The organism is Lysinibacillus sp. FSL K6-0232 (genome assembly GCF_038008325.1).
GTDB lineage: Bacteria > Bacillota > Bacilli > Bacillales_A > Planococcaceae > Lysinibacillus.
In genome coordinates this window covers 844,168-866,942 of the sequence record NZ_JBBOYW010000001.1, presented here as the reverse complement: position 1 = coordinate 866,942, position 22,775 = coordinate 844,168, and the positions used below count along the sequence as shown (strand labels likewise).

19 protein-coding genes are annotated in these 22,775 nt (G+C 35.4%); 5 read left to right on the top strand and 14 right to left on the bottom strand.

Going from position 1 to position 22,775, the window contains the following annotated elements; genetic code table 11:
• Positions 1 to 43: 43 nt before the first annotated feature.
• Entirely contained in the window at positions 44 to 1,564 is a 1,521-nt protein-coding gene (locus MHB42_RS03985; RefSeq protein WP_340808526.1) for a CoA-acylating methylmalonate-semialdehyde dehydrogenase, read from the bottom strand.
• A 15-nt stretch (positions 1,565 to 1,579) separates the two neighbouring features.
• The gene (locus tag MHB42_RS03980; RefSeq protein WP_340804511.1) at positions 1,580 to 2,473 is read right to left on the bottom strand and encodes an NAD(P)-dependent oxidoreductase; all 894 of its coding nucleotides are present in this window, start codon (positions 2,471 to 2,473) and stop codon (positions 1,580 to 1,582) included.
• A 243-nt stretch (positions 2,474 to 2,716) separates the two neighbouring features.
• On the opposite strand from MHB42_RS03980, the gene MHB42_RS03975 reads away from it, so the two are divergent.
• Positions 2,717 to 3,328, top strand: a complete 612-nt coding sequence (locus tag MHB42_RS03975) for a TetR/AcrR family transcriptional regulator (RefSeq protein WP_340804510.1) — start codon at positions 2,717 to 2,719, stop codon at positions 3,326 to 3,328.
• A gap of 45 nt (positions 3,329 to 3,373) precedes the next feature.
• Here the strand turns inward: MHB42_RS03975 and MHB42_RS03970 are convergent, their stop codons facing one another.
• The 8 genes from MHB42_RS03970 to MHB42_RS03935 all read right to left on the bottom strand — a co-directional run bounded on the left by MHB42_RS03970 (position 3,374) and on the right by MHB42_RS03935 (position 13,608).
• Positions 3,374 to 5,383, bottom strand: a complete 2,010-nt coding sequence (locus tag MHB42_RS03970) for a putative bifunctional diguanylate cyclase/phosphodiesterase (RefSeq protein WP_340804509.1) — start codon at positions 5,381 to 5,383, stop codon at positions 3,374 to 3,376.
• A gap of 30 nt (positions 5,384 to 5,413) precedes the next feature.
• On the bottom strand, positions 5,414 to 7,567 hold the full coding sequence (locus tag MHB42_RS03965) for an RNA degradosome polyphosphate kinase (RefSeq protein ID WP_340804508.1): 2,154 nt from the start codon (positions 7,565 to 7,567) through the stop codon (positions 5,414 to 5,416).
• Positions 7,564 to 9,111 carry a Ppx/GppA family phosphatase gene (locus tag MHB42_RS03960; protein ID WP_340804507.1) on the bottom strand — a complete coding sequence of 516 codons (1,548 nt, stop codon included), beginning with the start codon at positions 9,109 to 9,111 and terminating at the stop codon, positions 7,564 to 7,566. Before MHB42_RS03960 ends, MHB42_RS03965 begins: the two co-directional genes overlap by 4 nt.
• 166 nt (positions 9,112 to 9,277) lie before the next feature.
• Entirely contained in the window at positions 9,278 to 10,180 is a 903-nt protein-coding gene (locus tag MHB42_RS03955) for a chemotaxis protein (RefSeq protein WP_340804506.1), read from the bottom strand.
• Positions 10,181 to 10,245: 65 nt separating this feature from the next.
• Complete coding sequence (locus MHB42_RS03950) at positions 10,246 to 11,568, bottom strand: MFS transporter (RefSeq protein ID WP_340804505.1); 1,323 nt, start codon at positions 11,566 to 11,568, stop codon at positions 10,246 to 10,248.
• A gap of 439 nt (positions 11,569 to 12,007) precedes the next feature.
• A complete protein-coding gene (locus MHB42_RS03945; protein WP_340804504.1) occupies positions 12,008 to 12,874 on the bottom strand; it encodes an NAD(P)-dependent oxidoreductase in 867 nt (288 codons plus the stop codon).
• 276 nt (positions 12,875 to 13,150) lie between these two features.
• The gene (locus MHB42_RS03940; protein ID WP_340804502.1) at positions 13,151 to 13,327 is read right to left on the bottom strand and encodes an aspartyl-phosphate phosphatase Spo0E family protein; all 177 of its coding nucleotides are present in this window, start codon (positions 13,325 to 13,327) and stop codon (positions 13,151 to 13,153) included.
• A 92-nt stretch (positions 13,328 to 13,419) separates the two neighbouring features.
• A complete protein-coding gene (locus MHB42_RS03935; protein ID WP_340804501.1) occupies positions 13,420 to 13,608 on the bottom strand; it encodes a hypothetical protein in 189 nt (62 codons plus the stop codon).
• Between the two features lie 114 nt (positions 13,609 to 13,722).
• Here MHB42_RS03935 and MHB42_RS03930 point away from each other — a divergent pair, with 114 nt between their 5' ends.
• The 3 genes from MHB42_RS03930 to MHB42_RS03920 all read left to right on the top strand — a co-directional run bounded on the left by MHB42_RS03930 (position 13,723) and on the right by MHB42_RS03920 (position 15,387).
• Complete coding sequence (locus MHB42_RS03930) at positions 13,723 to 13,911, top strand: YkvS family protein (RefSeq protein WP_053993713.1); 189 nt, start codon at positions 13,723 to 13,725, stop codon at positions 13,909 to 13,911.
• Positions 13,912 to 13,995: 84 nt separating this feature from the next.
• Positions 13,996 to 14,613 (top strand): CPBP family intramembrane glutamic endopeptidase, encoded by a 618-nt coding sequence (locus tag MHB42_RS03925; RefSeq protein ID WP_340804500.1) that lies wholly within the window; start codon positions 13,996 to 13,998, stop codon positions 14,611 to 14,613.
• Positions 14,614 to 14,673: 60 nt separating this feature from the next.
• A complete protein-coding gene (locus tag MHB42_RS03920) occupies positions 14,674 to 15,387 on the top strand; it encodes a hypothetical protein (protein WP_340804498.1) in 714 nt (237 codons plus the stop codon).
• A gap of 220 nt (positions 15,388 to 15,607) precedes the next feature.
• Here MHB42_RS03920 and MHB42_RS03915 read toward each other — a convergent pair whose 3' ends face one another.
• Together MHB42_RS03915 and MHB42_RS03910 are read right to left on the bottom strand one after the other, a co-directional pair.
• Positions 15,608 to 16,054, bottom strand: coding sequence for a MarR family winged helix-turn-helix transcriptional regulator (locus tag MHB42_RS03915; protein ID WP_340804497.1), 447 nt, complete (start codon positions 16,052 to 16,054; stop codon positions 15,608 to 15,610).
• A gap of 121 nt (positions 16,055 to 16,175) precedes the next feature.
• Positions 16,176 to 17,594 (bottom strand): ATP-binding protein, encoded by a 1,419-nt coding sequence (locus tag MHB42_RS03910; protein WP_340804496.1) that lies wholly within the window; start codon positions 17,592 to 17,594, stop codon positions 16,176 to 16,178.
• A gap of 259 nt (positions 17,595 to 17,853) precedes the next feature.
• Between MHB42_RS03910 and MHB42_RS03905 the strand changes: the two genes are divergently transcribed.
• Positions 17,854 to 19,620 (top strand): B12-binding domain-containing radical SAM protein, encoded by a 1,767-nt coding sequence (locus MHB42_RS03905; RefSeq protein WP_340804495.1) that lies wholly within the window; start codon positions 17,854 to 17,856, stop codon positions 19,618 to 19,620.
• Positions 19,621 to 20,284: 664 nt separating this feature from the next.
• Here MHB42_RS03905 and MHB42_RS03900 read toward each other — a convergent pair.
• Both MHB42_RS03900 and MHB42_RS03895 read right to left on the bottom strand, forming a co-directional pair.
• Complete coding sequence (locus tag MHB42_RS03900) at positions 20,285 to 21,640, bottom strand: TrkH family potassium uptake protein (RefSeq protein WP_340804494.1); 1,356 nt, start codon at positions 21,638 to 21,640, stop codon at positions 20,285 to 20,287.
• A 111-nt stretch (positions 21,641 to 21,751) separates the two neighbouring features.
• The gene (locus MHB42_RS03895) at positions 21,752 to 22,510 is read right to left on the bottom strand and encodes a TerC family protein (protein ID WP_340804493.1); all 759 of its coding nucleotides are present in this window, start codon (positions 22,508 to 22,510) and stop codon (positions 21,752 to 21,754) included.
• Positions 22,511 to 22,775 lie beyond the last annotated feature (265 nt).

Genomic DNA, 22,775 nt, shown 5'->3' with positions numbered 1-22,775 from the left:
TAAATAGGATTTAATGATGTTACATTTTTACAAAAAAGTTGAATTAGTCATTATTACTTGGAAATGCAAATGTTGATGTTGTGGATGCATTGCTTGCTATCCAACGCTCTGAAATTGTCTTTGTTTTTGTAAAGAATCGCGCTTGATCTGGTCCAAACATATGCCCCTCACCAAAACGAGAATCTTTAAAGCCAGCAAAATTATGGTAGCCCACTGGAATTGGAATCGGTACATTAACACCTACCATCCCTACATCAATTTCTGTTGTAAATTTGCGAGCAGCTAATCCATCATTTGTATAGATCGTCACACCATTCCCTAATTCATGTTCATTGATTAACTGAATCGCTTCTTCCAATGAATCTACGCGTACAACATTACGAGCAGGACCAAATACTTCTTGCTCATAAATCTCCATACCTGGCTTGACATTATCTAATAATGTAGGACCTACATAGAAGCCTTTAGATTCTTTCACAATATCCAATTCACGCCCATCACAGACAATGGATGCTCCCTCAGCCTCTCCACGATTGATAGCTGCTATCGTCACCTCTTTCGATTGCTGTGAAATAACAGGACCGAAATCTGAATCAGCATTTGTATATGGACCTACCTTTAAACTTGAAATTTTCTCTTTCAAAATCTCTACTAAGCGATCTGCTGTGTCCTTTCCAACAGGCATAATTGTTGAGATGGCCATACAGCGTTGAGACGCTGCACCATATGCTGCACCAATAAAGGCATTCGCTACCTGCTCTAAATCTGCATCTGGCATAACAACCATATTGTTTTTTCCTCCACCAAATGCCGTTACACGCTTGCCATATTTAGAAGCTGTTTCATAAATATATTTAGCAACTGGTGTTGATCCTACAAATGAAACCGCTTGCACAGTTGGGTTTTCTAACAGCTCATTTACAGCATCTTTATCACCATTTACAACTGTCCAAATACCATCTGGTAAGCCTGCTTTCTTCCATAATTCACTAATATAAAGAGCTGTCATTGGTACACGCTCAGAAGCTTTCAACACAACAGCATTCCCTACAGCAACTGCCATACTTGTTTGTGCAAGAGGGACCATAATTGGGAAGTTAAATGGAGAAATAGCTGCTACTACGCCTAATGGATATTTAGCTGAATAAGCGTTAATTTGACCTCCAACATTTACTGAGTATTCTCCCTTTACTAAATGTGGTGCACCAATAGCTAAATCAACGGACTCAAGCCCTCGTGTAATTTCACCTTTAGCATCCTCAACCGTTTTACCACTTTCTGTACAAATAATTTGCAGTAATTCATCCATATTTTCAGTTACTAAGTTACGGAATTTTAACAAAATATTAGCGCGCTTTGCTACTGATGTATCGCGCCATTGTGGGAATGCGGCTTGTGCTTTTTCAATAGCGTCACGCGTTTCTTGTGCTGTTGCCAAAGGAACTTTAGCAATCACATCTCCTGTGCTTGGGTTGAATACTGAACCAAAACGTCCACTTGTTCCTTCTACTAGCTGTCCACCAATAAAATGTGTTAATGTTTTCACTTCTTGTGCTGTTGTCATCATTATTTCCTCCTCTTACACTTGTTTTATTTGATTATTATTTTTTAGACTTAAATAAGCCGCAGACATATCATTTTCTCCATACCCTTGCTCCGCAATTTCACTGTAAAGGTCTACTAACTTTTCACCAATTCGCAAAGATACACCTGCTTTATCAGCCATTTCCTTCGCTAGCTTTAAATCCTTTAATAATAAGTTTGTAGAAAAACCTGGTTCGTAATTATCATTTTTCATATATTCTGCATAATTCCGTTCATAGATACGGCTTTGACCATAACTATTACTTAAAACTTCATACAATGTGTCAGCATGAATACCCATTTTTTCACCAAGAACAATTGTTTCAGCGACAGCCTCTGTATAAAAACCAATCATTAGATTATTAAGTAATTTAATGCGAGTTCCTACACTCGATGATGTGCCTAAATGATAGATATTTTGTCCCATTACTTTTAGAATTGTTGAAGCGCTTTCATAATCTTCCGTATCGCCACCGACCATAATTGTTAACGTTGCATTAACAGCTCCAATAACGCCTCCACTTACAGGCGCTCCTAAATAGCGCAAGCCTAATACTTTAGCCTCTTTATGTAAGACATCATTCAATTCAGGGTTAACGGTACTAAAATCAATCAGTAAAGCACCCTTTTTTGCATATCGTAAAATACCTTGCTCTGATTGATATACCAATTCGACAACTTTAGGAGTTGGCAAGCTGGTCATAATAACATCACATTGCTCCGCAACATCCTTTGAGGTTTCAAGCCCAATGCCCCCTGCCTCTACGAATTGTGCCAATGCCTTTGCATTTGTATCAAAGCCATACACTTTATAGCCCGCTTTTAATAAATTAATCGTCATCGGTAATCCCATATTGCCTAAACCGATAAAGCCTAACTTTTCTGTCATGTAGACCTCCCCCTGTTCTTAAAAATTCAATAACATCGCCAAATAATACGCTATACTAGTCAGTGCTAGCTTTTTGTCGTAACATAAATTATATAAAGCAATTTCAGCGACCACGGTCATTGACCTCGGTCAATTAAATAATAATCAAAAGAAAAGCATTTCGTCAATTTAAAATTTTATATTTTCTGAATATTTTTATTTTAAATTATTCTAAAATATTTCATTAGGAGGTCTTATAGAGTAATGACAGCACTCACAAATAGACAAAAAAAAGCCTTAGCAACACGTGAAAAATTATTAAAAACATCGTTAGATTTATTTAATAAATACGGATTTGAGCATGTTTCAATTGAACAGATTACAAAAGCCTGTAATGTGTCAAAGGGCACATTCTACACGCATTTCCCATCGAAGTATGATGTTATTTTAGAAAAGTTTGTAGAACTCGATAGTTTTTATAGCACTGTAGAAAAAAATATTGATCGCGCATTACCAGCAAGTCAAAAAATTTTATTACTGTATCAAGCACAAATGAATTATTTAACAAATGATGTGGGAAAAGATTTATTACGTACAATTTATACGGCTGCAATGACAAACCAAGTCGAACCAGATCACTATTTAATCAATCCACAACGAAAGATTTTTCAACTAATCAATGCATATATTGAGGAGGGAGTTCAGCAAGAAGAATTTAGACAGGATTTACCTACTGCTCGTATACAAGCGATTATTCAGCGTTGTATGCGCGCCAATGTGTATGATTGGTTAATTCATAATGATGACTTTGATCTTGCTACGGAAATGGCACAGTTTACAACGGTGGTATTAAATGGTCTTAAAAATAATAAATAAAAAGTAGCACTTTATCCATTTTGCGATAAAAGTGCTACTTCGTATTTAGCTTACAAAATATTGTTGTTCAATGGCTTCAACTGGTAAAGGCTTATTATATAAATAGCCTTGTCCCTTTTGACAATGGTGGCGCTTCAAAAAGTCGACTTGTGTTAGCTCCTCGATTCCTTCAGCAACAACCTCTAAACCTAAATTATGGGACATGGAAATAATGGCTTTAATAATCGCCTCATTTTTATCATCTTTTGCAATATCCGCAATAAAGGATTGGTCAATTTTAATAATATCGATTGGATAACGCTTTAAATAGCTTAATGAGGAATAGCCTGTTCCAAAATCATCCACTGATACATATACCCCAAGCTGTTTAAGCTCTGTTAAAATAGAAAATGTTTCATGTACATTTGTCATAGAGCTTTCTGTAATTTCTACCTCTAATAATTCAGGTGCTACATTATATTTCTGTAGCGTTGCTTTAATTTTTCGTGCAAAGTTTTCTTTTTTAAACTGTTTTGGTGAAATATTTACAGCGATACGTACAGGACGGTAGCCCTTCATTTGCCACTCTCGTTGATAGCGACAAACCTCATCAATAATCCAATCACCAATATCAATAATTAAACCTGATGCTTCTGCTATAGGAATAAACTGTGCAGGTGATACAAAGCCAAACTTGCGATTATTCCATCGCAGCAATGCCTCAAAGCTATTAATACTATTGCTTGATAAATCCATTTGTGGCTGTAAATGCAAGCTTAATTCATTAAATTCAATGGCACGTCGTAAATGTGCCTCCATCAAAGCTTCATTTGGAAAAATAGCAGTCATATCTTCACGGTAATAGCGATAATGTGAACGTCCATGCTCTTTCACCGCAAATAAAGCTTTATCTGCTTTTCGTATCAATGTTTCTAAATCTTTACCATCTGCTGGGCTAAGTGCAATACCAATTGACACGCTAATAAAATATTCCTGCCCATCTATCAAAAATGGCTGCTTTAAAGCCTCTAAAATAGCATTAGCTGTACACTCAATTTTTTGAATACTTACATCCTTTAGCACAAAAATAAACTCGTCACTATTATAGCGATAGAGTAAGCATTGTGCATAGCAAAGCTCCTGTAGCCTGTGACAAAACATCCGCATTAGCTCATCACCTTGACTTTCGCCAAGGGATTCATTAAATTTTTTAAAGCGATCAATATCCACTAAAATAAGCGCCGCTTGCTTTTGCTTCTGTGCTTTATCCTGCAAATGCTGCAGCCAATGTTCCTTAAGGGCTTTCCGATTCCAAATACCTGTTAGTTCATCCGTTAGTGCTAAATGGTAAAATATTTCACGGTCATTGATGATATACGAGCTAGCATCTTTTATAAATAAATGGACACCAATTACCTCACCATTAAAGTATGCAGGATGCGTTCTTAAATAGAAGGGCCTCTGACTTAGTAATTGTTCTTTAAATAAACATTCAGGCATGCCAAGTGTTGAGCCTGTAATTGTTTTAGCAAATAATGGCTTAAATTCATTGATATATTTTCTTTCTAATAATGAAAAAATATCTTGCCCTATTAGGTTGTGCTGCTCTCCTGATAAGAGAGAGGTAGCTGCAACATTTTGATGAATAATTCGGCCTTGTAAGTCTGTTGTTAGCACTGGATCAATATATTGTTCCACAAATTGTAAATATGGTTGTACATGATATTGTACTTCACGAAAAATAATCGCAATCATCGATATAGCAAATGGCTGTACATGAATCGCAAATTTTTTCTCTTGAAGATCAGTACCTAATTGCAGAATAGGTTGTTGATTGAGGTCTTCATTTAAAATTTTTAACAATTGTAGCCAGCATTTCCTTGTAAAGAAATGCTCTGCAGCCGTTGCTGTAACGTCTTGCAGCTCCATAAATAATGGTAGCTTATCATTAAATTCAACGACCTCAAATACGTTCATATCAACTTTCCTTAAACATACAATAGCATCGAATGGATTAAGCTGCATAAGTTGTTGATAATCTGCAAATGGCGCTACACTCTCTCTATAGTTTTTCATTTTATCCCTCACCTAAGGAGCGTGTTTGCTCTATTCTTCATCTAACGTAGGCTTTAATGCTTCCTGTAAGAAAATCTCCTGACTATTGATTGGGTCTTCCCCACGATTAAACTCTTTATAATGATATTTACCATTAGAGTCTTGAATACGTGCTTTTGCCGTATCTCGTAATTGTGTATTCATAATATCAATGATACGAGTTTTTATATCATTTGCATATACAGGGAATAAAATTTCTACACGTTTAACCATATTACGTGTCATCATATCTGCTGAAGATAAGTAAATTTTATTTTCTCCATTATGATGGAACCAATAGATACGGGAATGTTCAAGGAAACGACCAACAATACTTGTTACTGTAATATTTTCACTAATGCCAGGAATACCCGGTCTTAAGCAGCAAGTACCTCTTATAATAAGCTCTACCTTCACACCTGCAATGGATGCCTCATATAGCTTCATCATTAAATCTTTATCTGTTAGTGAATTCATTTTTGCACGAATAAAGCCATTACCATATTTTTTATGACAAGCAATTTCCTCATCCATTAATCGTATAAATTCATCACGAATATCAAAAGGAGCCACGACTAAATGATTAAATGTAGGTTTTTCTGTATAGCCACTTAAGTAGTTAAAGAAGTTTGTCGCATCAACACCGAATTCTTTATCTGTCGTTATGATGCCCATATCCGTATAAATTTTTGCAGTGGCATCATTATAATTTCCTGTTCCTAGATGCACAAAGCGCTCAATTTTGCCATGCTGACGACTAACGACAAGCGTTATTTTCGAATGTGTTTTTAAATTATTCATACCATAAATGACGAGACAGCCTGCTTGCTCTAATTGTTTAGCCCAATGCACATTATTTTCTTCATCAAAACGTGCTTTTAGCTCCACTAATACTGTTACTTGCTTGCCATTTTCAGCAGCAAGCTTTAATGCTTGAATAATCGGCGAATTGCCGCTCACTCGATATAATGTTTGTTTAATGGCAAGCACATCTGGATTGACAGCTGCCTCTGAAATAAAATCAACTATCGGTGCAAATGATTCGTATGGATGATGGAAAAATATATCTTGCTGTAAAGCTTTTTCAAATATATTTTCATCTGACTGTAAATCTAAAGGTGGCTGTGGGAAAAAGCTTTCATACTCTAAATGCTCACGACCTACTGATATGCCTTTAACAAAGGAGAACATAAATGTTAAATCTAACGGTCCATCAATATGGAAAACATCTGTTTCTTCAATTTCAAACTCTTCTAACAAATATTGAAGCACTTCGTCATTCATTTCCCCTACACGAACTTCCAGACGACTGCCTACACCCCATTTACGCTTTTTCAGCTCTTTTTCAATTTCAACTAAAAGGTCTCTAGCTCCCTCTTCATGAATAGTTAAATCTGCATTTCTTGTTAATCGAAAAGCCTGAGCAGATTTCACACTATACCCATAAAACAACTTTTCAATATGTGCAACAATAACATCTTCTAATAAAACAACGACTGTTTTTCCTTCCTCAGACGGCACTTTAATATATCGATCTAATACGGATGGCACTTGTACAATCGCCACTCTCTCACGACTTTCAAGGTCTTCCTCATCCTGCTCTAGCAATACAAGTAAATTCAATGTTTTCCCAAGCAATATTGGAAATGGACGATAAGCATCTACTGCGACAGGCGTTAAAACTGGGAAAATAGTTTCTGTAAACATTTCATTAATATATGCTTTTTGTTCACTATTCAAATCTTTCATATCTGCAATATGTACATTATGTTGTGGTAGTAAGTCATAGATTAAATGTCGATACACTTCCGTTTGTCGGCGTACTAAAGCCTGTGTGCGCTCTGCAATCTTTGCTAATTGCTCCTTTGGTGTTAAACCAGATTTATTTTCTGGCTTATGGAAGCCAGCACGTACCTGATCCTGTAGCCCTGCCACACGCACCATAAAAAATTCATCTAAATTTGAGCTAAAAATAGCTAAAAACTTTAAACGCTCTAGCAGAGGATTAGCTTCATCCTCTGCCTCCTCTAATACACGCTCATTAAAAGCAAGCCAGCTTAATTCACGATTATTATAATACTGTGGCTTTGCAATTTCCTCCAACAATTTACTACGCTCTGAAAACTCTTCCTCATGCAATTCATTACTTGTTACTTCAGTTGTCATATGTTATTCCACCCTTCTTCAATAAAATTGATTTTTAATGGGATTTTTAATGCTCGTTCTAAATGTTTTTTATGTCGATTTGCTTGGTATTTTTCAGCAGCTGCATTATTTTTTATATAAATATTGAGCTGCGCATAATCTTCCTCTGTTTGCATTTCAATCGCATGGACAACATTTCGCTTTGAAACATTTAAAGCATAGACAAACTTTAATAGCCCTCCAAAACTTCGTATTTTACGATATTCCTCCTGACTCATCCATTCTGCAAATGGAGTCGCAAATCGCTGGAAATAATCTTTATTTTTGTAGGAAGCTAGCAGTGCCAGTATCACTCTTTCTTGATGGTTTAATCCATCAATAGCTTGATTGGCAATCAAATAAAATGTATGCTGACTTGAAGAGCTTAATTCAATATACTCACCTATATTAAATACCTTCGCTGCTTTCACTAATAACTGCAAATCTTCTGCATTATATTGTAAATATCCTAAATGACAACATTCTCGATACAGCTGGTCTGCTAAATGCATTAAAAAATCAACTTCCATTTCTGTACGACCATACTGACGTGCTAATCTTCTGACATTGCCTTCAAACACATTATATTTATCAAAAGCGTTTGCATCTGTTTGTAAAATGCGTTGAATAATCAATCCCTCTCGCAAGCCTTTTTTAGTGAGCTGGAATGATGGACTATCAACAACCTCCATCAACACTCTAAATACTTCTAATGCAGGTACAATAATATCTGCACGGTCAGATGAAAGCCCATCAAGCTGATTTAACTCCTGGAAGCTTAATTGCCCTAAAAATGAACTTAAGTCATCTAAATCTTCCTTTGCCATATCGTAGCCATGAACACTTGCGATAGGATAATCATGCTTTTGCTGATGGATTTGTGCAATATTCCGTGCACTTCCGCCAATCGCGATAATCGGTAAACCAACATTCTGTATCCACGGAAGTGTTTGAAACTGCTCTTTTACGAAGGAAATTAATTCCTTTTTTTCACTGCTATTAATAATATCGCCCTTTACAAAGCGCTGTTTTAGTGACACAGTCCCAAATGGAAAACTATGAGATTGTTGAAGCTCTTTATTTTCAAACAGTGTAATTTCGGTACTACCACCACCAATATCAATTGTGACAGCAGATTTTGTCCCCATTGAATAGGCAACCGCAATATAGCCAAAATAAGCCTCCTCCTCTTCGGATAAAAGCTCTATTTGAATACCTGTTTGCTCCTTCATTTGGGCAATAATTTGATCGCGATTTGTAGCTTGACGAATCGCAGCAGTTGCAGCCGCTTTAACATCTGCTATTTCAAATTCCTCAAGCATTGCTTTAAATGTTAATAAGGTTTCCGATAACACTTGAATGCCATCTTCCGACATCTCGCCTGAGGGTTGCAAATATGTACGTAAGCGAGCTACTGTTTTAATATTTCCTAGCTCCTGAAGTCCCTCTTCATAATTGTACTGATATAATACTAGTCGAATGGTGTTTGAGCCGATATCAATAATGGCTGTTTTTAGTTCATTCAAATCATCACTTCCTTCAAGTGTATCTTGTATGTTATTTTGTTCATCATTAATCATGCTATACAAAAAAAGTCGGAACCGTTAAGGCATCCGACTTTTCTTTCATTTATTCATATACTCGCAGGATACCCATTATTAAAATTGTGAAGTATCAGATAAGGCACATATATTACAGAATAAGCTGATCTATACGTAAAATAAGCTCTGCAATTTCTGGCTTACTAATTTGATCCTCTGCTCCTACTTGATCACCCTTATGACGAAGATCATCCGTAATTAAACTTGAGAAAATAATAACAGGTAGTTTTTGTAAATCAGGATGCTCTTTAATTTTTCGCGTTAGATGATGACCATCCATTTGCGGCATTTCAATATCCGTTACAACTAATTGAATATGTTCTCCTATATCACCGCCATTTTTAACAATTCCTTCTAAATATTCATATGCATCGCGGCCATTTTCAAAGAATTCAACGTTGTTATAGCCTGCCTCATTCATTGTATCGAATAATAATTTGCGTAATAATGGTGAATCTTCTGCAATTAAAATTCGCTTTTCACTACGCTCACGTTTCCCAAGCTTCTTCACAGATTCCACACTAATACCTGATTCAGGATTAATATCCACCATAATTCTTTCAAAATCCAACAGTAAGATCATCTGCTCATTTTGCTTAATAACGCCGATTACCTGTGATGTTCCTCCTTGATACATATCAGAAGGTTTCTCAATCTGATTCCAAGAAATACGATGAATTTGTGTTACATTATCTACATGGAAAACGACACGTTGTTTATTAAATTCTGCAACAATGTATTTTTGCTGTGGATTACGTTCTATGCCTTGAATACCTAATACTCGCAGCATATCCACAACTGGCAATACCTCACCTCGTAATTGAATAATTCCTTCTACATGCGGGTGCGCGTGTGGAATAAATGTCACTGGTATCGGTTGAATAATTTCTTTTACTTTAATAACATTGATGCCGAATTTATTATTTGCCACTTCAAATTCAACGATTTCCAGCTCATTTGTGCCACTTTCTAATAATATACCTTTATGTTCCAATGCAATCCCGCTCCTTTCTCTACTTCTATTTATAATTCAATTGTATCATAGGCAATACATTTCTCCTACTTGCGATTTCCATTTTTATCATTAACTTTTAGATGTATTAATAGCCCAATCACGGTCATTACAATTAGTGTCGATAATGCAACACGGCTGGCAAGTGTGCCATACTCCTTTAGCCATAATGTAACAGTTCCATAGACGGCTGGACCGATAATGGATGATACTTTGCCCGAAAAAGCAAATAAGCCAAAAAATTGCCCGCGTTTTTCTGTTGGTGATAACTCAATAATATATGTTCGTGATGTTACCCACATCGACCCAAGAGATACACCGAATAGACTACCTGCAATCCAAAACATCCATTGTGCCGTTGCGAGAGTAGCAAGCACTAAAGCACCAATCATAATAACTGCCACAATCGTAATAGCACGCTTAGCCCCTATTTTTTTCGTAATATGACCAAAGGCAAAGGAGCCAATAATAGTGGAAATCGTCGATACTAAATAAAGAATAATAAATTGACCAGAGCTAAAGCCAACAATCGTTGTCGCATAGACTGCCATCATCGCAATCGTTGTCGCAATGGCATCATTTAAAAAGAAGTAGGCAATCATAAAGGTAAAAATTGCTTTATATTGCTTCATATCCTTAAAGGTTTGAATAATTTCTTTGTAGCCATCAAAAAACTTAATTGGCTTTCGCTTTGATTTTGGAATTGGCATATCTTTGTTAATAAAAAATAATGGCAATGAAAATAACAAATATAAAATAGCAGTTGGAATAAAGGCTCGATGAAAACCGCTATCTCCTACATATAAATAGACAAGTAAGCCAAAGATTGTACCAAGATAGCCAACTGCCACCCCATAGCCTGAGATGAGTGGCATTTCCTCTTTTGTACCTAAATCGCCCATCATAGAATCATAAAATACAAGACTTGAGTTAAAGAAAAATTTAGCAATCACGAAGCTAACAACAACTAAAAATAAGCTTAGCGGTACACCCGAATAATGGATTGTTGTATGCCAGTTAGCAAAAACCCCCATCATAAATGTAAACAGGATAGAAATAGATGCAAACCATACAATAAATTTCTTTTTATAGCCTGTATTATCAATCCATACACCAAAAAGCGGTGAGAAAACGACTAATAAAAAGCTTGCAATAGCATTGGCATAAGAAATAAAGGTGCTTGCTACTTGCTGCATCACTTCATTCGTTCCTAAAACTTCATCCATATAAAATGGGAAAAATACTGTATTTATATTTGAAGAAAATATTGTATTAGCAAAATCATAAAATGCCCATGACAGTATTGGCAATGATAAATAAATCGCTAACTGACTTCGATGCTGCCCTTCTATTGCTGCGCTCTTCTTCATAAAACCCTCCTCTATTCTCTATAATAATCAAATAATTTTTCTCTGTAATAAAAAATATTTTTTTTAAAAGAAAATTAATATTATTTACAATATAACAGTAAAGCCGCTTCTACATCACTAAAAAGTAATTAGGCAAACCATTCATCATTATTTCCGCTCTATGGCTGGTAACAGAGCAGTTAACATTTTTTACCCATTTAGCGTCAATAACAAAAAGCCTAAAGTATCTTCTGTAAAAATAAGGATACTTTAGGCATATTGTGTCAGTAACAAAAGGAGCCTTGTTGATACGGTGAGGCATGATCACGTGTATTCCAGCGGTGTTCAATCAGCCGTTAACCCCTTCAGGCATCTCTACTATCAAAAATTCCTTCTTGTGAAGTGCATCATGTGCTATTTTTTGATAATAAAAGTCTGCACTAGTTAATCAGTACACCTATTATTGATAATATTTGAACAATGCTTGTGTGCCATTATCTGCGTAGCCCTCTTCGACAAGCTTGTCGTACATCTCATAGGCTAATGCAAGACCCGGTAAAGAAATACCCATTTTTTCGGATTCATCTAAAGCAATTTTCATATCCTTGACAAAATGTTTAATATAAAAACCCGGCGCAAAGTCGCCTTTTATCATACGTGGTGCTAAATTGCTTAATGACCAAGAACCCGCTGCTCCCGATGATATTGATTGTAAAACGGTAGATAAATCTAGCCCCGCCTTTAATCCATAAGCTAATGATTCACAAACACCTATCATCCCAGAAGCAATCGCAATTTGATTACACATTTTGGCATGTTGCCCTGCTCCAGCCTCACCTTGATAAACAATATTTTGTCCAAAATGCTGCATAATAGGTAGCAGCTTGTTGTATGTAGCTTGATTGCCACCAATCATAATTGATAATGTCCCATTTTGAGCTCCAATATCTCCACCAGAAACAGGTGCATCTAAAGCCTCTACTCCCAGCTTTTGTGCATGTTCAAAAATTTTCTTCGCTAAGGATGGCTCTGAAGTCGTCATATCAACGACAATATTGCCAGACTGTGCTGTTTGAAATAGACCGTTTTCCCCAAAATACACTGCTTCTACATCTGAAGGATAGCCAACCATTGTAAAGGCTATGTCATTCTGCTGAAATGCCTCAGCGGGCGTGCTTGCCCATGATGCTCCTAAAGCTATTAGCGGCTCCGCTTTGTCCTTTGTTCGTGTATATACGGTTACCTCATGCCCATTGTTTAATAAATGCTTAATAATACTAGCACCCATAACGCCTGCGCCAATAAATGCAATACGCTGTTTACTCATATGTATATGCTCCTTTGTCCACATATTGTTCTGTATTTCTTCAGTTTAGGTGAATCCGCAAAAAAATTCAAACTATTCTTACGGCTTGTACTAAAATCGAGATTTGTCACATATATACCGAATAAGGCAAAAAAAAGAGAGCGAGTGATTGGGGGATCACTGCTCTAAAGGGGGAAATGAGAATGTTGCTGTGTTCATAATAAGTTATTCCCCAACGGAGCACATTTTAAACATTTATTTTTAAATGTTTATATCCTGAATATCGGAACAATCTTGTTAATCATCCTGCTCTTTTTCTTCCTCAAATGCGGTCTCTCTATAATAAGTATTCATTAACTGATCTAACCTACGACTCAGTTGAATGGTTTTTGCATTTTGTAACCCATTTTCTACACCTGAGCGAATCATCATCTCACGTGTTTGTTCCATTTGTTTCAAGAGTAGATTGACCATTCATACAACCCTCCACATACAAATAATCATACCATTATTATACATTTATATTTCATTTCTTACAGCATTAACTTCCGACAATATTCGACAAATCAACTTCTAGGTATTTCACTATACGTATAAATAATTCGTCCGTTCTGTTTGGCCTCACCTCTGAAATGTTTAAATAAAGGATGTTTCACCAGAATTTCCCGAAAATCGTAAAATTCTTCCTTTTCAATTTCAATACTTTCCCTTTCCCCATTTTGTAATTGCTTAAGCATATTTTCGTATTTTTCCATTTATTTTATTCCTTTCTTTTGTGTCATTAACCTGAATTATTGAAAAAAAGCTTTACGTTTACACATTTTTCATGCAAACTGTATATTATTAGTCGATGAAGGAGCTGACTGTCTGTGAAAATAGCTGAAGTTGGAAATATTATCGAGTTTAAAAATGGTCTTCAAGGTATTGTTGAAAAGGTCAATGAAAATTCTGTAATTGTTAATTTAACATATATGGAGAATTTCAATTCCCTTGAAATTGAAGAAAAAACAGTCGTCAATCATAAACGTTATAAAATTTTATATACAAATGAAGCTTAAATCAAAAGTCTGAATAGTCCCTATTTGTCTTTATAGATGATATGGGGCTTTTTTTTTGATAAAATTAAAGCATGGAGGTCGAATATGTCAATAAATTCGAAACAAACAATCATGCTTCTCCTTTCTTTATTATTCGTTTATAGTATGCTTGCCTTTACTTTTGCTAATCAGGCTGTATTTTGGTACATGTATGCATTTACGCTACTCGTATGTATTGCCATCGCTATTTTAGCAGGTACTATTGAAGACCAACTACCAACATGGCAATTTTTACTTTTCGGTATTGGGTACGGCACAATCACATATGGAATTACTCGCTTTGGTTACTGGCTCGCACCGTATATTAACGATAATTTAGTACAGTCTGTTCAAAAATTTTTAGCAACCTATGGACCGCAAAATATTTGGCACTATGCTTTACTTGTTTTTATCGTTTCCATTGGTGAAGAACTATTTTGGCGTGGCTATGTTCAACAGCAGTTAAAACGCTTTATGCGCCCAGTTTTTGCTGTTATTGTTACTGCTGTACTATGCGCTATATCAATTGCTATTAGCGGCTTTATGCTTGGTGTCATTGCTGCGCTTGTCGCAAGTCTTCTTTGGGGCTTTTTATATGAATGGCGTAAAAGCATGCCCCTTGTTATTGTAGCCCATGTCGTTTTTGTACTACTATTATTTTTGGTGTTACCTTTAACATCATAACATTAAAGTTGGAAACATTTTATCTTTACAAACGTTTAATTTAGAAAGGGAGGGTTTTTTATGCAAAAAAAATTATTTTCTATCCTTGCATTATTACTAACCGCTGTATTAGTTGTAGGCTGTAACACCTCTGAAAAAACAGGAGATACAGATGCCGAACAAAATGAACCTTCTAATACTGGCGCCGAGCAACAACCATCCGATAATGAAACACCTGATAACGAAGCACCTGATCAATCAGAGGAAACAGACGCTAGTGATGATACACCGACATCTGATGATACAGAAACAGATGGCACTGCTGAGCAGCCTCAGCAAGATGTTAACTATGTGCAAAAAGGTGAAAATAAAACTGAAACAGCATCTGAGTCTAAAAGTGCTGATCAAGGCTATAAGCTACAACAGCTTCCAGGGTTTACATTAACACAAGAAGAGCCAGGTAAAGATATGCTGGTATCAAATGATGATGACGAAGTATTTATGCGTATCGAGGCAATCGATGCTTCACAAGCAAGCTTTGCAGATGTTAAAACAACTATGCAAGATTATATGAATGCTGTAGGCGAAACAGTAGCATTATCTGCTGATGAATTAGCAGCATTCAAGGATGTACAAAATATTGAAGGTTATGTTGTTGACTTTGATACAGAAAAAGTAATTGGCGTTGTGTTTGAAAAGGATGGTCTGATTACAAAGCTAACAATCCATGATAATGATGAACAAGATTTAACAGATGCTATGTTAAACATGGCAGCAACTATTTCTAAAAAATAATAATGCATACACTTAAAGTAAGGTGGCGTCTGAACAGTTATGTTGAGGCGCCCCTTCTTTTTTATTTCCATACAAAAAAGCTGTCTTAATTTAATAAGACAACTTTTGATAATACTCAATAGGTAAGGTGCTTCTATCTTCAAACATACGGAAGCAAACATCAAAATAACTATTCCTCTCTTCTCATACATCGGAATAATCATTTTGGACTTATTGCAAGTTAATAAGACAAATCTTTAATAGAAAGGCCAATTTTCTTTAATAGTATAATGGCTTGCTCTTGCTCTTCGGGAGATAATACACTCATCAATTCATGTAAATGCTTTTCATGTTTTGGGAAAAGCTCTCTCATAAAAGCTTCACCCTCTTCAGTAATTTCAGCATATGTAACACGACGATCTGACGGGCATGAAACACGCAATAAATAGCCTCTCTTTTCAAGCTTATCAATGACATACGTAATAGACCCACTGGCAAGCAAAATTTTATTGCCTATTTGCTGTAATGGCTGTCTTCCTTTATGATAAAGCAGCTCTAAAACAGCAAATTCAGTTGGGTTTAGACCATTTTCTTGAAATAATTGATGTGTTTTTTCATTAACAGCCTTAAGCGCACGCGATAATACAATATATAATTTTAAAGATTGCTTTAAATCTTCTGACGTCATATCCTTTTCCCTTTCAATTCACTCTTCTACTTGACATTATAGCGATATTAGAAAAGCATTGTCAAAAGCAATCTCTCATATAGCATATTTATTGTTTATTAAATAAGCATTTTTACTCTTATTATGTTACTAAATAAGCAGAGTTTTTCGCGGGCACTTCTAACGTATCCATTTGATTAAATGTGTAAATTGGGAATTGTAAATGGAAACTTGTTCCTTTCTGTAACTCACTATTAACAGCTATTATACCATCATGCTCTTCAATCACCTTTTTTACAAAAGCAAGGCCTAGCCCTGTCCCTTTTGATTTTGTTGTATAAAAAGGCTGGAATAGATTTTGTAATGTTGCACTATCCATACCGACACCTTCATCTTTAATCATTAGTTCAGCAATTGAACAATCATTTGTTATCATTTCAACAGTAATCGTACCACCACTATGCATAGACTCCATTGCATTTTTAATCAAATTCATAAACACTTGCTTTAATCGACTTTCATTGCCACCAATATACACTTGTTGAGAGGTAGAAATATACTGAATCATAATATCTTTCATCATTGCATCAGGCAGCATAAATTCAACGACCTGTTTCACAAGATGATCCAGCTCTAATAATTCCATCTTCATCGTTGTTGGCTTGGACAATACTAATAGCTCAGATAAAATTTGTTCCATTCGTTGGAGCTCACTATCAATGACAGAGAGATACATACGTGATTCATCGTCAGCGTTTAACTTCAATAATTCAGTAAACCCTTTTAGTGATGTCAAGGGATTTCGAATCTCATGCGCAATGCTTGCAGCCATCTGCCCAACAACATTTAACGCTTGTTGATGCTCAACTTTATGCTGCAATTGCTTTTTCTCTGTTTCATCGTTAATCACTGTCACAATAATATTATTATATTCATCAAAAATACTTGAAATTTCATAATAGCATGTGCTGCTAACCTGTGTTTCATCCACTACATGAATACTTGCATGCTTGTCACCCATTAGCTTTGAAAGATATGTGGTAATCTGCCCTTTTTTTAATGTAAATGAATCAAATATATGTTGATGTGCTTTATGGAGAAGCTGTGAACTTTCCACTTTTAGAAACATTTCTGCATATTTATTAAGCCCAAGTATAATGCCACTAGCATCACTTACAATTACTGCATATGGTAAGTAATCATAAGCATTAAAAGATTGGGATTTCTCATGTACCTGACTAACGTATAATTGATGAGCAATATCATCCGTTAATGTTGAAATTTGTGCTACAATTTCCTCTGTATGTGGATCATAAAAACACTTAAATGATAGCATTTCGAACTCATTTCCAGTTGTTCGAATATTAAAGATTTCTTCTGACCGTAAATCACATTGTAGTTGTTTAACAAATTTTGCCCATTTTAAATTAGATGGCTCGTCCATAGCTAAATAGCCAATATACGTTAAATTAAGATTAAAAAGTTGGATAGCAGCCTCATTTACGTTCAAAATTTTCCCTGCTTTATTGAGTATAAGTGTTGGTGACGAAGTACTTTTCATAAGATTTCCAAAACATTGATTAATATCATTTTGCTTCAACTTTCTCACCGAACCTTTCAAAAGAGTAAAAAACCTCTAAATCGAATTTTGAGCCTTTACTATACTTTATGACAGTACGATTCTATTATTACAAAATTTAGTAAATTTAAGTATTTTAAATTATTTCACGAACCGTTCACAAAATAAATAGGTAAAAAGAATTATATTGTATGTCAGATACTTGACTGTTACAATTAGATATTGAAAGGAAGATTGTTCTATGAATACTATTTTAACGACTTTAAACGCCAAATATATACACACAAATTTAGCATTGCGCTATTTAAAGGGCGCCGCGCTACCAGAATTTAATCCAATTATAACAGAGTATACAATTAAAGACCCTGCATTTAATATTGTATCAGATTTGTTCCAAAAAAAACCTGATATTGTTGGATTTAGCTGTTATATATGGAATATCGAAGAAACAATTCATGTTATTAAGATGTTAAAAACTGTCTGTCCAAATATTAAAATTTTGCTTGGAGGACCTGAGGTTTCTTACGATTCTCATCATTGGCTACGTCGGATTCCAGAAGTAGACTTTATTGTTATGGGTGAAGGGGAAACTTCATTTAAACAACTATTACGTTATTTACATGGTGAAATATTGTTGGAGGATGTTCCCGGGATTTGCTATTTAGTAGATGATAAAGTAAAAATTCACGCGCAGCCACCAAAAATTGATTTACGTGAATTACCAAGTCCGTTTCGTTTTGAGGAAGATTTACCACATCTAAGTAAACGAATTCAGTACATTGAAACAAGTCGTGGCTGTCCATTTAGCTGTCAGTTTTGTTTATCTTCAATCGAGGTTGGTGTGCGCTACTTTAACCGTGAAAAAATAAAGGATGATATTCGCTTTCTAATGGATCACGGAGCTCGTACAATTAAATTTGTAGACCGTACCTTTAACATTAGTCGCAGCTATGCGATGGAAATGTTCCAGTTTTTAATTGATGAGCATAAGCCTGGTGTTGTCTTCCAGTTTGAAATTACAGCAGATATTATGCGTCCAGAGGTTATCCAATTTTTAAATGATAATGCACCAAAAGGCTTGTTCCGTTTTGAAATTGGTGTCCAGTCAACCAATGATTTAACCAATACACTTGTGAAACGACGTCAAAACTTTGAAAAATTAAAACGTACAGTGACAATGGTTAAAGAAGGTGGCAAAATTGATCAGCATTTAGATTTAATTGCTGGCTTACCTGAGGAAGATTATACAAGCTTCCGTCAAACTTTTAATGATGTTTTTGCTATGCGTCCAGAGGAGCTACAGCTTGGTTTTTTAAAGCTTTTACGTGGGACAGGTCTTCGAGTAGAGGCTGAAAAGTTCGGTTATACTTATGTGGATATTGCCCCTTATGAAATTTTCTCCAATAACGTTCTAACATTTGACGATATTGTACGCATTAAACATGCAGAGGATGTTCTTGAAAAATATTGGAATGATCATCGTATGGATAATACGATTGAATATTTAGTAACAGAGGTTTTCGCCACACCATTTGATTTCTTCCAAAGCTTTGGCACATACTGGGAAACAAAAGGTTGGTCACGTATTGGCCATCAGCTAGAAGATTTATTCCGCCGATTATTGATGTTTTTAGAAACAGTGGATGATGCAAATTTAGATATTATTAAAAGTCTAATGCAGCTAGACTATTTGATGGCTCAGCAATTCCAACCGCGCAAGCTATGGTGGAAAGAGCGACCGACAGCACAACAGCAGAAAGCTATTTATCATGCACTACGTGAAAATCCTGCGATTGCTGGTGAAGAGTTTGCAAGCTTTAAGTTAACTGAAAAAGAGTTGTTTAAACATACATTAGTGATTCCATATGCACTTGATTACCAACATTTCCTAAATGGCAAAATCGTACAAAAAAACGGCTATCTTTTAACTTATTTCCGTCATGGTCAAGCTCCTTACTTTGCTACAATCCATTTTACAGAACAATATGCTGAAATGACAGTAAAGTAATATAAGAAATCTGAGAATGTAAAAAATCTGCCTCGCTTTTATAGAAAAGCAAGGTGGATTTTTACTATCTATTAGTAGATTTACGTTATTTCTAATAAATGTTAGAGCTATTAGAAATCAGTATAGTGTTCACAAGCTTTTTCGACAAAAATTAGGTCAAAATCCTTAAATAGAGGTAAATTAAATCTGTAAGTAATACCCATTCGATCTATTTATATTCGGGAAAGTTAAATTTAAAATTTTTTGAATTTTTTATGTCCACTGCTCTATTTTAATATTTTCTTGCAACTTATATTAAATATCCATAGTGAACTTTCCACAGGCTAGATTTTAGCCTCTATGCTCTATGCAGGGTTTTTAACTCTAGCATATTTTTATGCCATAAAGCTTTGTATACCATCGTGTTTCACTATACTCACTTTCTCTGTATACAACTTCAACCTATTCTCAATATGACAGGGACGGCTTATCCATTTTAAAATCTCTAGTAATTGTTAGTATAGGGAGCAAATAAGAAGGCGTCAATCTTTCTTTACCTACAAAATTCGACATCTTCTATTATTTTTTTACACTATATAATAGAAGAAAGTCATAAAAATAAAAATCAGGTACTTAGTTAAGTGCCTGATTTTTATTTGCATACTTCATGCTAAATAGTGATAATTTATCCAATAATCACACGTTCCTTTGGATAATGGAAGCTTGATTTTTTGCCCCTTCCACCACCACCAAGCGTATAAAGGAAGGAAATTAAACCAACTCGACCAATAAACATTAACATCATAATAATAACTTTACCGATGATAGATAAATCAGATGTAATGCCTAATGACATCCCACACGTACCAAACGCTGATGTAATTTCAAAAATAATTTGAATTAAGGACGCCTGAGGCTCTGTAATGAGCAAAATAATAGTGGCTGTTAACACCATAAAAAAAGCTAATAAAATAACAACAAATGAACGGAAAACATCAATTAAATGAATTTCTCGTCCAAATATTTGGATATCCTCTTTACCCCTTGCATAAGTAATTAAAAATAAAATTGCTATTGCAAAAGTAGTTGTACGAATCCCTCCACCTACTGAGCTTGGTGAAGAGCCGATAAACATTAAAAAGCTCATAAATATATCTGTTGCTTCACTAAATGTCGTCACATCATATGTTGTTAAACCAGCTGATCTTGTTGATACAGAATGAAACATTGCTGAAAAAAGAGCCTCATGCCAAGACATTTCCTTAAAAGAGTGGAATGACTCAAGCAATAAAATGACAAGTGCTCCTACAACAAATAAAATTGCATATGTTGTTGTAGTGATTTTTGTAAATAAGCTAAAACGAAAATTCATATGTCGTTTAAGCAAAAATGTTTTTAACTCAATTAATACAGGGAATCCAATAGCCCCTAGCACAATTAGTATCATTGTCACCATTTGAACAAAATAATCATCATGAAACGGCAATAGGCTCATGCCTGTAATATCAAAGCCACCATTAGTTGTAGCCGAAATCGAGGCAAATACGCCATGTAAAAAGGCTTCTTCAAATGTATCAAAATAATTGGTAAAATGGAGCGTTAAAATAAAGGCTCCTGTTACTTCAATACCAATTAAAATTTTAACAATTTCTCGAATCAATTTCACAACGCCTGATAAATTGTATTGATTATGGTCAATCATAATTAATTGGCGTTCACGCATGCCAATTTTTTTCCCTACTAATAGCCATACAAATGTTCCTAATGACATAATTCCAATAGCCCCTAGCTGTAAAATCACAAGAATCATCATAAGCCCAAAGGTTGTATAGGTTTGTGATACATTAATCGTTGTTAATCCTGTCACGCTAACTGCACTAACTGCAGTAAATAAGCTATCTAAAAAGGAAACCTTTACCCCTTCTTGATGAACGCCTGGAAGTCGTAGTAACAGGAAGGAAATCGCTATTGCTATAAAATAATAAGAAACAAGTACCTGAAACGGTGTGACAAGTCTATTAGATGATTTTTTCCAAGGCACTGTAACAACTCCTCCCATCTAGGTTGCCCAACTGGATAGATAATAGTATAGAAAAAATTGTTACAAAAAGAAAGAGGAATAGTTGTCGCTATCCCTCAAAATCAATATTCTTTATTTTTTACGGCGAACACCCACTAAATAGCCGATAAACGCTATCGCTATTAACACAATCCAGAATGTTAATTCCCATGGAGTCGAATGTGGGAATTCTTGCGGCAATATGCCTACTTTTTCATGTGCTAATGTTAAAACAACGAGCTTTACACCTACCCAGCCTACAATTAAAAATGCTGCTGTTTCAAGTGAAGGATAATCATTTAATATTTTAACAAACCATTGTGCTGCAAATCGCATCATAATCACACCGATAAATCCACCAAGCAGCATCACTATAAACTGCCCACCATTGATGCCACCAATATCAAATTCCCCCAAATGCGGCAACGTTACCGCAATCGCAACTGCTGCCAGCATGGAGTCAATGGCAAAGGCAATATCAGCCGCTTCTACCTTAAGCACCGTTAACCAGAAGCCTGAGCCTTTTTTCGCTGGCTTATCATCTGTGTCTTCTTCAACATCATCCCTATGTTTACGCAAATCATAAATATTTTTAGCAGACATAAATAGTAAATATGCTGCACCGACCGCCTGGATTTGCCAATAGTTGACCAATACTGTAATAACAAAAAGAGCTGAGAACCGAAAGATTAACGCGCCAAAAAGTCCATAAAATAGTGCCTTTTTTTGTTGTTCTTGTGGTAAATGCTTCACCATTACAGCCATAACAACCGCATTATCTGCAGCAAGTAATCCCTCTAATACAACAAGTACAATAAGCACCCAGCCATACTGTAATAAAATTGCTTCCATATTAATGCCTCCTCTAAGCTCTCTACCCTTAAAATGACCATTCTAATGTAAAAATAATCGAAAAAAACCTCTGCCTTTTTTCAGGCAAAGGTTTCGCTAAGTAAATAGGTACTACATTTATGCACCAATCTACACGTCAGTCATTTTACGTATAGAGCAATTCACCATCATATTCGATTTGAACGAATATAACATCAGGTAAACCATTGTTACCTGTTAGCTACTTCCCTTTAACAAAATGTGTAAGGTATCCTCGCTAAATATT